At 60.5% G+C, this 12,465-nt stretch carries 10 protein-coding genes and 2 tRNA genes; 1 reads left to right on the forward strand and 11 read right to left on the reverse strand.

What is annotated here, in order from left to right; all coding sequences use genetic code 11:
- Positions 1-29 precede the first annotated feature (29 nt).
- The 5 genes from EWR20_RS06660 to leuC all read right to left on the reverse strand — a co-directional run bounded on the left by EWR20_RS06660 (position 30) and on the right by leuC (position 5,646).
- On the reverse strand, positions 30-1,142 hold the full coding sequence (locus EWR20_RS06660; protein WP_238147622.1) for an NAD(P)H-dependent glycerol-3-phosphate dehydrogenase: 1,113 nt from the start codon (positions 1,140-1,142) through the stop codon (positions 30-32).
- 60 nt (positions 1,143-1,202) lie between these two features.
- Positions 1,203-2,018 (reverse strand): lysophospholipid acyltransferase family protein, encoded by an 816-nt coding sequence (locus tag EWR20_RS06665; protein WP_129359831.1) that lies wholly within the window; start codon positions 2,016-2,018, stop codon positions 1,203-1,205.
- A 2-nt stretch (positions 2,019-2,020) separates the two neighbouring features.
- Complete coding sequence (gene murA, locus EWR20_RS06670; protein ID WP_129359832.1) at positions 2,021-3,352, reverse strand: UDP-N-acetylglucosamine 1-carboxyvinyltransferase; 1,332 nt, start codon at positions 3,350-3,352, stop codon at positions 2,021-2,023.
- 239 nt (positions 3,353-3,591) lie between these two features.
- Complete coding sequence (gene leuD / locus EWR20_RS06675) at positions 3,592-4,191, reverse strand: 3-isopropylmalate dehydratase small subunit (protein WP_129360156.1); 600 nt, start codon at positions 4,189-4,191, stop codon at positions 3,592-3,594.
- A gap of 9 nt (positions 4,192-4,200) precedes the next feature.
- The gene (leuC, locus tag EWR20_RS06680; protein WP_178945582.1) at positions 4,201-5,646 is read right to left on the reverse strand and encodes a 3-isopropylmalate dehydratase large subunit; all 1,446 of its coding nucleotides are present in this window, start codon (positions 5,644-5,646) and stop codon (positions 4,201-4,203) included.
- Positions 5,647-5,828: 182 nt separating this feature from the next.
- Between leuC and EWR20_RS06685 the strand changes: the two genes are divergently transcribed.
- Entirely contained in the window at positions 5,829-6,554 is a 726-nt protein-coding gene (locus EWR20_RS06685) for an IclR family transcriptional regulator (RefSeq protein ID WP_129360158.1), read from the forward strand.
- 647 nt (positions 6,555-7,201) lie between these two features.
- Here EWR20_RS06685 and EWR20_RS06690 read toward each other — a convergent pair.
- The 6 genes from EWR20_RS06690 to EWR20_RS06715 form a co-directional block, all read right to left on the reverse strand.
- Positions 7,202-7,274 (reverse strand) — tRNA-Glu (locus tag EWR20_RS06690).
- A gap of 126 nt (positions 7,275-7,400) precedes the next feature.
- Positions 7,401-7,472 (reverse strand) — tRNA-Gln (locus tag EWR20_RS06695).
- A 230-nt stretch (positions 7,473-7,702) separates the two neighbouring features.
- A complete protein-coding gene (gene gltX / locus EWR20_RS06700; RefSeq protein WP_129359833.1) occupies positions 7,703-9,226 on the reverse strand; it encodes a glutamate--tRNA ligase in 1,524 nt (507 codons plus the stop codon).
- 68 nt (positions 9,227-9,294) lie between these two features.
- Positions 9,295-10,071 carry a fumarylacetoacetate hydrolase family protein gene (locus EWR20_RS06705; protein WP_129359834.1) on the reverse strand — a complete coding sequence of 259 codons (777 nt, stop codon included), beginning with the start codon at positions 10,069-10,071 and terminating at the stop codon, positions 9,295-9,297.
- Positions 10,072-10,180: 109 nt separating this feature from the next.
- Entirely contained in the window at positions 10,181-11,278 is a 1,098-nt protein-coding gene (locus EWR20_RS06710; protein WP_238147623.1) for a branched-chain amino acid aminotransferase, read from the reverse strand.
- A gap of 94 nt (positions 11,279-11,372) precedes the next feature.
- Positions 11,373-12,440, reverse strand: coding sequence for a 3-isopropylmalate dehydrogenase (locus EWR20_RS06715; protein WP_129359835.1), 1,068 nt, complete (start codon positions 12,438-12,440; stop codon positions 11,373-11,375).
- Positions 12,441-12,465 lie beyond the last annotated feature (25 nt).

Raw genomic sequence — 12,465 nt, forward strand, 5'->3', positions numbered from 1 at the left:
GGTTGATGTTCTCTGGTGACCCGGACGAGTCAGTGCCCCGGAGCGCTGGTTCCTTCGGGTCCTCCGTGCGGAGTCTCCGCTTTGAGCTGACGTCCAAGCAGCATCGGCTGGAGCTGGTCGACGGTGACTTGCGAAGCCAGGACCGCCGAGACCGCCTCGGCGATCGGCATTTCGACGCCGTTGCGACGAGCCAGTTCCAAGACCACCGGAGCGGATTTGATGCCCTCAGCAGTCTGGGTCATGCGAGCCGTGACTTCCTCTTCACTCAAGCCCAGGGCCAGAAGCTTTCCGGCCGTGTGATTTCGAGAAAGAGGTGATGAACAGGTTGCCACGAGGTCGCCCATTCCCGCTAGTCCTGCGAGCGTCTCCGGTCGTCCGCCGAGGGCCACGGCCAGCCGCGTAGTCTCGGCGAGACCACGCGTCATGATGGACGCTTTGGAGTTGTCCCCGTAGTCGCGCCCCTCGCAGATGCCTACGCACAAGGCGATCACATTCTTGACGAGTCCACCGATTTCCACGCCAACGACGTCGGCCGAGGTGTACGGGCGGAAATAGGACGTGGCGCATACCCTGCTGACCAACCCGGCCGCATATTCGGAAGGCGATGCGACGACGGAGGCCGTGGGCTGGTTCTGGATGATTTCCTTGGCCAGGTTGGGGCCCGAGACGACAGCAATCCGATCCTTTCCGCCCGGGAAGACCTCGGCGATGACTTCGGACATTCGCAGGCCTGTACCTCGTTCCAGACCTTTCGCCAAGGACACGAGGACCGCATCGGTAGGGACGAGGGCGGCCATGGATTTCAGCTGCTCTCGCAAGACCTGAGCCGGCAGAGCCAGCACGACGACGTCAGCGCCGTCGAGGGCCTCGCGAGGATCCGCGGTGTATGCAAGATTCTCGGGCAAACGGACATTCGGGAAATATCGGTCGTTGACACGGGTTTTGGCCATAGCCTGCATCGCGGACTCATCGCGTCCCCAGAGGATGGTCTCCCAGCTGGGGTTCTGCTTCGATTCCGTGCGAGCTGCATCGGCGGCGATTTTGGCGAAAGCGGTACCCCAACTGCCCGCTCCCAAAACCGCCACCTTGCGGGGCGTCGGAACGGTTGGCGGAACGCTAGGGGCCTGGGCGGTATCGCTCACGATGTTCCTTCCGGTCTTCTGCCGCGTCGTTCGTCGCCGCGGAGTCTTGCTGATCTTTGGTCAATCCTCGTTCCACGAGGTTCGACCAACCCTCTTCTTCAGGTGGGGGTCCCACCGACCAGCCGGGGCCTTCTCACCGCGAAGTTCTTCGACGAGGGTCGTCAGCGCATCCATCATCCGGTCGGTGGCTTCGGAGAGTGCCTTTTGGCTGACGTGTTCCGTGCGATCCTCTCCCCGGAGATCGGATAGGTCCAGCGGATCGCCGACCAAAACGTGTACTCGTTTCCTCGGGAAGGGACGCGGACGCGTGGCCTTGGGTGCCAGGAATTCCTGATCGCCCCAATGCGCGATCGGAATGACCGGTGCGCCCGTGGCTAATGCAAGACGAGCCGCACCCGAGCGACCCGCCATGGGCCAGAGTTCTGGATCCTTGGTCAAGGTGCCTTCCGGATAGATCAGCACGGCTCCGCCAGCGTCGACCACCGCCCGTGCGCTCTCCAAGGACTTGCGTGCTTCCATCGAACCGCGAAATACGGGAATCTGGGCTGTGCGGCTCAGAACGGTCCCGAGGACAGGTACGCGGAACAGGGATTCCTTGGCGAGAAAACGGGGAATGGTTCCTGACATGTAAACGGGGTAAGCCACCGACATAGGGTCAACTTCCGTCACATGGTTCGCGATGACGATGTACCCCTCATCCCGTTTGAGTTTCTCGACCCCGGTCCATGTCTTGCCCATGGCAAGATCCAGGACGCGCCGTACCACGAAGGCAACGCAGTGGAACAGGATGTTTCCGCCACGGCTGGGCGTCGTGGTCTTGATGGGTCGGTTCTTCCTCGTCTTTTTCCCCTGCGTTGCCCGGTCCTCGCCCGCCATTGCTACTTGGCCGCCATATTCTCGAGGTCGAATTTGGCTCCCAGGCCCTCGAGCTTATCGACGAATCGTTCGTAGCCACGGTTGATGAGTTCAACCCCCGTAACGTGCGATTCTCCCTCACCGGCAAGCGCCGCGATGAGGTGGCTGAAGCCCCCTCGCAGGTCGGGGATGTTGATGTCTGCCCCGTGCAACGGAGTCGGTCCGGAGATGACCGCCGAGTGAAGGAAGTTACGCTGACCGAAGCGGCAAGGCACCGACCCCAGGCACTCGCGGTGCAGCTGGATCGAGGCGCCCATTCGATTCAGTGCACCGGTGAATCCGAATCGGTTCTCGTACACGGTTTCGTGGACGATCGATACACCGTCAGCCTGCGTCAACGCGACCACGAGCGGTTGCTGCCAGTCGGTCATGAAACCCGGGTGAACGTTGGTCTCGACGATGAGCGAGTTGAGCTTTCCGCCGGGATGGTAAAAACGGATGCCCTCATCCGTGATGTCGAGGCCACCGCCGATTTTCCGGAAAGTATTGAGGTAAGCCATCATGTCTGCCTGCTGGGCTCCGCGGACGAAGATGTCGCCGCCGGTAGCCAACGCCGCCGAACCCCACGAGGCCGCTTCGATCCGGTCTGGCAGCGCACGATGGTTGTATCCGCTGAGGTTGGGCACACCTTCGATATGGATCACCCGGTCGGTCTGGACCGTGATGATCGCACCCATCTTCTGGAGGATCGCGATGAGGTCCATGATCTCGGGTTCGGTGGCCGCTCCACGCAGCTCGGTGTTGCCTTCGGCGCGCGTTGCTGTCAGCAGGACCTGCTCGGTCGCCCCGACGGACGGGTACGGCAGGTCGATTTTGGCGCCCTTGAGTCCCTTGGGTGCCGTCATCCGGATACCAGAGGGCAACTTGTTGACCTCGGCGCCGAAGTTCCGAAGCACTTCGAGGTGGTAATCGATGGGACGATCGCCGATTTTGCAGCCGCCCAGATCGGGGATGAACGCCTCCCCGATAGCGTGCAACAAGGGGCCGCACAGGAGAATCGGAATGCGGGAATCGCCGGCGTGAGCATCGATGTCCGCGTGTCGCGCGACGGACACATTGGTCGGATCGAGACTCAAATCGCCGTTTTTCGGGTCCTTGGTCACCGTGACGCCGTGCAAGGACAGCAGGTCAGTGACAACGTTGACATCTTTGATCTCGGGAACGCTGCGCAATACCGACGGAGTTGCACCGAGCAGGGCCGCGACCATGGCCTTCGGGACAAGGTTCTTCGCTCCGCGGACCGATACTTCTCCGCGAAGCGGCTCGCCGCCCTCAATGTGCAATGCGCCGATCATAAAGTTCCAATCCTCGTGTGTTCAGGCCCCGTGGGCCCCAGTGATTCTGGCGTGTCCGCAGGTGACACGCATTCTTGAGCTATTTTACGGTACCAACGCCGAGACAGATTCCCGCCTTCCGCCGGACTGCAGCGAACACAATACCGGACCGAATTGGTCCTGCTTAACGTCGGCGGACCGCGGCCCATACACCGTAGGTGTGTCATGGGCGCGGCCCCTCAATGGATGCTTCGTCGAGGTCAGGACTTCGCCGGTAGCGTACGTGGCTTGAACGCGGGCCTCGTCTCTTCGAAACGAGTGATCTGGTCCTCTTGCTGCAGGGTCAAGGAAATATCGTCGAGTCCGTTCATGAGGCGCCAGCGCGTGTACTCGTCGATCTGGAACGGCACTGTCAGCGAACCGCACGTCACGTTCTTGCTCTCCAGATCCACGGTCACTTCAATCCCCGGGTTTTCCTCGATGGACTTCCAGATCAACTCGATGTCCTGCTGGTCCAACTGGGCCGCGACGAGGCCTTGCTTACCCGAATTGCCACGGAAGATATCAGCGAAGCGGGCCGAGAGAACGACCCGGAACCCGTAATCCTTCAGGGCCCATACGGCGTGTTCGCGTGAGGAGCCGGTACCGAAGTCCGGCCCGGCCACCAGGACGGAAGCATTCCGAAAAGGCTCTTGGTTGAGGACGAACTCGGGATCCTTGCGCCACGCCGCGAACAAGGCGTCATCGAAACCGGTTTTGGTGATGCGTTTCAGATAAACCGCAGGAATGATCTGATCAGTGTCTACGTTCGAGGCGCGTAACGGCGCCGCGACTCCGGTATGGGTCGTAATCGGTTCCATCATCTTCTCCTAAATGTCCAGCAGATCGGAGGGTGAGCTCAGGGTGCCTTTGACCGCGGTTGCCGCAGCGACCAACGGCGATACCAGGTGGGTACGTCCACCCTTGCCTTGACGGCCTTCGAAATTCCGGTTCGACGTCGAGGCACATCGCTCTCCGGGCTCCAACTGGTCCGGGTTCATTCCTAGGCACATCGAACAACCGGCAAAACGCCACTCGGCTCCGAAATCCTTGAATATCTGGTCCAATCCTTCTTCCTCGGCCTGCAACCTCACCCGAGCCGACCCAGGAACCACCATCATCCGCACGCTTTCAGCTTTGCTGCGACCTTCGATGATGGCCGCAGCAGCCCGGAGGTCTTCAATACGCGAATTGGTGCAGGAACCCAAGAACACGGTGTCGACCGGAATGGCCTTCATCGGCGTTCCGGCTTTCAGATCCATGTATTGCAGCGCCTTGGCCGCCGAGGCCTTGGATCCCTCGTCCGGTGCGTCCTCAGGATCGGGAACGCACTCGGACAGCGGGACGCCTTGACCTGGATTGGTCCCCCAGGTGACGAACGGCTCGAGCTCATCGCCGTCGATGACGACTTCGCGGTCGAATTTCGCGTCGTCGTCGGTGCGCAAAGATTTCCAGTACTCGACAGCCCGGTCCCATTCCTCGCCTTGAGGTGCATGGGGCCGGCCCTGAACGTAGTCGAAGGTCGTCTGGTCGGGAGCGACCATGCCTGCACGGGCCCCGGCTTCGATCGACATATTGCAAATGGTCATGCGACCTTCCATCGACAGCTCCTCGATGGCGGTTCCCCGGTATTCCAGGACGTACCCTTGGCCCCCACCCGTGCCGATCTTCGCGATCACGGCAAGAATGATGTCCTTTGCCGTCACGCCCGGTTTCAGGTGACCGTTGACGGTGATCGCCATGGTTTTGAAGGGCGCCAGCGACACGGTCTGCGTTGCCATGACGTGTTCGACCTCGCTGGTTCCGATACCCAAGGCCAAGGCCCCGAATGCGCCGTGGGTCGAGGTATGCGAGTCGCCGCAGACCACGGTCATCCCAGGCTGCGTGAGTCCGAGCTGGGGTCCGACGACGTGCACGATTCCCTGTTCGGCGTCACCGAGTGAGTGAATGCGCACGCCGAATTCCTCGGCGTTGGCGCGCAAGGTTTCGATCTGCTGACGCGACGTCTGATCCGCGATCCGGGAGAAAATATCTTCCGTAGGAGTGTTGTGGTCTTCCGTGGCGATCGTGAGATCGGGTCGCCGCAGTTTCCGCCCGGCAAGACGCAGTCCTTCGAAGGCTTGGGGCGAGGTCACCTCGTGCACAAGGTGAAGATCGATGTAGATGAGATCGGGCTTGCCGTCTTGCCCCGATACGACTCGATGGTCTGCCCAGACCTTTTCGGCCAAGGTCATTGGGCGATCCGGTGAATCCGCCATGGTGTCCTCCGAAGTCATGTGTGTTTGCGAAATTCATTGTGCCGAGGATTCGTCAGGGCTTCCACAACGTGGACTTGCATTCCAGCATTTGAGACTCCACCATGGTGGGTATGAGTGAAACCCCTGATCCAAAACCGACCACAGGCCTGGCCGCGGGAGATACAGATGAAATCCTCGGAGGCATGGGTACGGCCAATCCCATGTCGGTCAGGGTTCACCCCAGCGGCGTAGGCGTTCTGGACAAGGCCACCCACATTCTGGATTGCCTGGAAGCGGGCCCGGCTAGTCTCTCCCAGCTCGTGGAGGCTACCGGGCTCGCGCGCCCCACCGCCCATCGCCTGGCCGTCGCCCTGGCCCATCACCGCCTGGTGGCGCGCGACGTCCAAGGCCGATTCGTCCTGGGGCCGAGGCTCGGCGAGCTTGCCTCGGCCGCGGGCGAAGACCGCTTGATTGCCGCAGCCGGCCCGGTGCTCAACCAGTTGCGCAACCTCACCGGAGAGTCGGCACAGGTCTACCGACGGCAAGGAGAGTGGCGTATCTGCGTCGCGTCCGCCGAGCGCCCGATCGGCCTGAGGGACACCATCCCGGTGGGCACACAGCTATCCATGAGGGCCGGATCTGCCGCGCAGGTGCTCATAGCCTGGGAGGATCACAATCGCCTCCTTGAAGGGTTACGCCAGGCTCGCTTCTCAGCAACCGTGTTGTCAGCGGTCCGCCGCCGGGGTTGGGCACAGTCGGTTGGTGAACGGGAACGGGGCATCGCTTCGGTTTCTGCACCGGTGCGCAATCCTTCGGGGAAAGTCATAGCTGCCGTCTCAATATCCGGACCTATCGAGCGGTTGACCCGCCAACCTGGACGCTTGCACGCCGACGTCGTCAGCCAGGCTGCACGTCAACTCACGGAAGCCTTACGAGCACCTCAGTGAGGTGTTGGGACGCCACGCCTTCGCCGGAACACCGGGAAGTTCACCCAGGACCTTCTGCGCCCAGGCATAAGCCTCTGAGGCCTTCCCACGGTCACGGCGGCGTGACCCCTGCAGCCCTCCTGACAACTGCTCATTGACTCCAAAGCCCTCCAGGACTCACTCGCGTCCTACGGCGTTCAGGCGATCGTCGTGGTTGAGGATTGCAAGAATCTTGCCGCCGCACCAGGGCAGCCTTGGTGAGATCAATGTGAATCACATGATCCGAGTACTTCTGAGGGCAAACGCCCACTCCATGACATCGACACGCGCAGCGAACCCCTCGGGCTCTCAAGTCATTGGGTTTTCACGCTCCGTAGAAGCTACTCCTGGATGATGCCCAATCCGGCCTCACACGCACCGATGAGGGGTGCGGTCCGATAATGTGCGGGCAACTGGACCGAACTGTACAAGTCATCGAGCCTCCACGGTGCCATCGAGGCATATCCCGTATCGCCTCAGGCGATATTCACACCGAGGTCACGCTGTCGTCACATTTTCTGGTGTCTGAAACGAATGCCCCTCAGATACCCTTGTCTGCGGGCGCCATCGGGATAGCGGCGTTAAAAGCAAAAAGTCCGGCACAGACGTGCCGGACTTTTTATAGCCTGTGACCCCAACCGGATTCGAACCGGTGTTGCCGCCGTGAGAGGGCGGAGTACTAGGCCGCTATACGATGGGGCCAGGTGTCTTTGCGAAGAATTCCTTCCCCACTATGACGACTCGACTCAGTTTACACATAACTGCGAATAGTTCCAAATCGAGATTTGTGAATTGCACCACATAGAACATTACCTATGGATACATTCGCTGGGATACCAGGACTCGAACCTAGAACGACGGTACCAGAAACCGCTGTGTTGCCAATTACACCATATCCCACTATGTCGTGAAGTTTTGGCCTTCCGACCGCATCTCCGCAACGAATAAATACTCTACAGCCCCACCTTGCACCATGCAACCTGAAGTGGCGTGGTCTCCGCCACCCTACCCCCACCTGGGCAAAACCGTGGACCAAGCCCTGTCAGGGGCCCTGAGACCCCATCTCTCTCCGGGCCCCCACGCGGGCTCCTGTCCAGGTGGCAGGAGCCGCGCCAGAGGCGTCGTAGGGCTCAGGCCTCTGAGGCCGCCGCCAAATCCTGTCGAAGCGACTCGATACGGGCCAAGGAGGAATCGCGTCCGAGGATTTCCAGCGACTCAAAAAGTGGCGGGGAGATCCGTGCCCCCGAGACCGCAATACGGACAGGCCCGAAGGCGAGGCGCGGCTTGATTCCCAAGCCGTCGACGATGGCGGTCCGAAGGGTCTCCTGGATCGATGCAGCGTCCCAGGATTCGACGTCGGTCAAGGCCGCGTGCGCAGCGTCCAAGACCTCGGGTGCGGAGTCCTTGAGCTGCTTGCGCGCGTCGTCGGCAATCTCGATTTCACCGTCAGCACGGAACAGGAACCCGAGGAGCCCCGGAGCTTCACCCAGCAGCTGCATACGTTCCTGAACCAGTGGAGCCGCCTCGCGGAGAATCTGCCGTTCACGCTCGCTCAGCACGTCGTCTACGATGCCTGCATCCCTGAGGTAGGGCAAGAGACGGTTTTCAAAATCCTGGGGTTCCAGCATTCGAATGTGCTGACCGTTGATCGCTTCCGCCTTTTTGACGTCGAATCGAGCCGGATTGGCCAAAACGTCGTGAACGTCAAAGTTCTCTATCAGCTGGTCGACGGTGAAGATATCTTCGTCCGGCGAAAGAGACCAACCCAACAAAGAAAGGTAATTGAGCAGGCCTTCTTTGATAAATCCTTCGTCGCGCAGTAAGAAGAGATTCGATTCCGGGTCTCGTTTGGACAACTTCTTATTGCCTTGCCCCATGACATAGGGGAGGTGTCCGAATTCGGGAATGAATTCGGCGACTCCTATACCCACCAATGCGCGATATAACGCAATCTGGCGGGGGGTCGAGGAAAGCAGGTCTTCGCCTCGCAGCACGTGGGTAATTTTCATCAGAGCGTCGTCGACGGGGTTGACCAGCGTGTACAACGGGCTTCCGTCGGCTCGGACCACGACGTAGTCGGGAACTGAGCCGGCTTTGAACGTGATTTCACCACGGACCACATCATTGAATGTGATGTCTTCATCCGGCATCCGCAACCGGAGCACCGGCTTGCGCCCCTCAGACCGAAAAGCAGATATCTGCTCCTCCGTCAGATTCCGATCGAAGTTGTCGTAGCCGAGTTTGGGGTCTTCTCCCTTGGCGCGATGGCGCTCTTCGACTTCCTGCGGGGTCGAGAAATCTTCATAGACGTATCCCCCGTCGATCAGCTTCTGGATAACATCTCGATAGATCTCGCCCCGCTGGGACTGGCGGTACGGCTCGTGAGGGCCTCCCACCCCGACGCCTTCATCCCACTCAATGCCCAACCAGTGAAGGGATTCGAGGACTTGGTTGAAGGACTCCTCCGAATCTCGCTTGGCATCCGTATCCTCGATTCGGAAAACGAGCTTGCCTCCGGTGTGTCGGGCGTGGGCCCAGTTGAACAGCGCCGTTCGGACCATCCCTACATGGGGCGTGCCAGTAGGTGAAGGGCAAAAGCGTACGCGCACGGGGCGGTCTTCACTCACGGTCGGCTTGATAGCTTCGGTTGTCATAATGCTTGGCTACTCATCGCTTTCGTTTTCAGTAGTATGCGGGGAACTCCCCCGCCATTCGCGTGTTACTAGGCCCGACGCATTCGGTTGACGAGCGCCCCGATGCCGCCGACCTCGATCTCGACTTCTTGCCCGTCTTCGACCAGACCGACTCCGGCGGGTGTCCCGGTCAGGATCACGTCCCCCGGCAACAAAGTAAAGGCATCAGAAATGCGGGAGACGAGCTCGGCCACGCCGAAGATCATGTCCCGCGTCGTTCCATCCTGCTTGAGCTCGCCATCCACCCATGACTTGATGGGCAGGTCATCGGTATCCAGCTCGGTCTCGATCCACGGTCCCAAAGGGCATGAACCGTCGAAGCCTTTCGCCCTCGCCCATTGCAGATCCGTCTTCTGCAGATCCCGCGCAGTCAAGTCATTGCCGCAGGTGTATCCGAAAACCACCTCGGGCACGCGCTCGATCGGGACCGATTTGCACATGCGACCGATCACTACGGCCAATTCGGCCTCGTAGGAGATCTCCTCGCTGAAATCCGGGAGGGTCACGGGATCACCGGGGCCGACGACCGAAGTATTCGGCTTCAGAAAGAACTGCGGCGATGTCGGCGCCTGGTTGCCGAGTTCACTTGCATGTTCGTTCCAATTTCGGGCAACACCGACGACTTTGGAGCGGGGAATGATGGGGGCGACCAGACGAACGTCCGCAATCGGGTACGTCTTTTCGGTCGGGTTGATTCCTGTGTAGAACGGGTCGCCAGCCAGAACAGTCAGGGTTTCCTGGCCGTCCTCACCGTCGACGCGTCCGTAAAACAGCTGGTCCTCGGCAGTAAATCGTGCAATGCGCATACGTCCAGGTTAGCGCGTACGCGGCGCACCGTGGCCACCCTTCACCGGCATGAAGCACCGGATGGTTGCGACCGCCGCTCGCAAGTGGCTGCAGTGCCGGCACATCGGGTCAGATCACCCGCGTCATCCACCCGAAGCGATCCTCGACTCGTCCGGTCTGAATGCCAGTCAGCTGGGCGCGCAGCCATTGAGTGACTCTACCGTTCGTCTGGCTCGCGGCAGGGATCTCACCATCTTCGTAGAGCAAACGGCCCATCGGAGCAATTACCGCGGCCGTGCCACAAGCAAAGATTTCGGTGATGTCGTCCTTTGCGATCCCTGCCTGCCACTCGTCGACCGTGATTGTCCTCTCGACCACCTTCATTCCGCTCTCCTGCGCCAGCTCAACGATCGACTTGCGCGTGACACCCTCCAGAATGGTGCCGGTCAACTTGGGTGTGACCAGAGTCCCGTCTTTGAGAACGAAGAAGACGTTCATGCCCCCGAGTTCCTCAACCGCGTGATTTCGATGCTCGTCGGTAAACATGACCTGCTTACAGCCTTTGGCTTCCCCTTCGAGCTGCGGAAGAAGACTCGCCGCATAGTTTCCGCCGCACTTCGCTGCGCCCGTGCCTCCTTGGCCGGCGCGAGCATAATTCTGGGACCACCAAATATCCACGGGCTCGGGACTGCCAAAATAATTGGCCGCGGGCGACGCGATGACCTCGAACAGGGCCTCACGAGTGGGGCGAACCCCCAAGAATTTCTCGGTCGCAATCATGAAAGGCCGGATATACAGGGAGGTGCCCTCCCCCTCAGGGATCCACCGCGAGTCCTTCTCGACCAGAGCATGAACCGCATCAATGAAAATCTCGGTCGGAAGCTCGGGCAACGCCAGTCGCTTCGCTGAGCGACGGAACCGGTCGGCATTCGCCTCCGGACGGAACAGCCACACGGATCCGTCTTGATGCCGATAGGCTTTCAGCCCTTCGAAGATTTCCTGCCCATAATGGAAAACCGACGTGGCCGGATCGAGACTCAAGGGTGCGTAGGGCTCGATTCGTGCATGCTCCCATTCACCACCGGTCGAATAGTCCCCAGTCCACTCGACCTTTGCAACGTGATCGGTCGTGAACTCGCCGAATCCAGGAGCAGCCAGAATTTCAGCGAGCCGCTCGGAAGGGGTCGGATCCTGGTTCTCGGTGATGGTGAATGAGGAAGTTCTCAAGGTGGGCTCCGTTTCGAGCGAGTGTGCTGATGTTCTGTTGTCCGCGAGGGTGACCGCATCTTTGCGGCAACCGTCGCGTCCGGCGTTGGGGCGCTCAGGAGGTTCCGGCGAGAATGGCTTGTCCGATGTCCACCGTCGTTCTTCGCTCGGAACCGTGATCCCTCATGTCGGCCTCGACTGCTTCTTCGATGTTACTCGCCGCACGTTCATGACCAAGATGACGCAACAAAAGAGCGCCCGCGAGTATGGCGGCCCGAGGATCGGCGATTCCTTGCCCAGCGATGTCCGGAGCCGAACCGTGCACCGGCTCGAACATCGACGGTGCCGTGAACTCGGCGTTGATATTCCCGCATGCGGCGTAACCTATACCGCCCGAGATCGCACCGGCCTGGTCCGTCAGGATGTCCCCGAACAGGTTGTCCGTCACGATGACGTCGAATCGTGAGGGATCCGTGGTCATGTAAATCGTTGCGGCGTCGACGTGAATGTAATCGGTGGAGACCCGTGGGTACTCATCCGCGATACGGTCGAAGATCCGCCGGTAGAGCCCCCCGGCGTGAACCAGTACGTTGTGCTTGTGGACCAAGGTGACGTGCTGACGTTCGCGGGAGGCGGCAAGGTCGAAAGCATAACGGATCAGACGTTCGACTCCGTGAGCGGTGTTCACGGAGACTTCGGTTGCGATCTCGTGTTCGGTGTCCTGTCGGACCGTGCCCCCGTTCCCGACGTACGGACCTTCGGTCCCTTCTCGGACGACGACGAAGTCTATGTCGCCGGGATCGCTCAGGGGAGACACCGCGCCGGGGTAGAGACGCGACGGGCGCAGGTTGATGAAATGATCGAAGGCAAACCGGAGCTTCAGAAGAATTTCGCGCTCGATGAGGCCGGACGGGACCTTCGTCGAGCGCGGGTCGGCCCCGACGGCGCCGAAGAGAATCGCGTCATGTTCTCGCAGAGACGCGAGTTTGTCCTCGGTCAACGTCTCCCCTGTTCTGAGCCACGCTTCGGCGCCGAGCTCGTAGGGTGTCGGCGAGACGTCGATACCTTCGCGCCGGGCCGCGGCGGTCAGAACGGCAAGGGCCTGTTCGGTAACTTCGGGGCCGATGCCGTCACCTGGGATGACGGCCAAATCGATATTTCGGGATTCCGTGCTGTCGGTCATGGGACTAAGCTAGCTCCGCCGACGG

It is taken from the genome of Rothia uropygioeca (assembly GCF_004136585.1).
In the GTDB taxonomy this organism is placed as follows: Bacteria; Actinomycetota; Actinomycetes; order Actinomycetales; family Micrococcaceae; genus Rothia.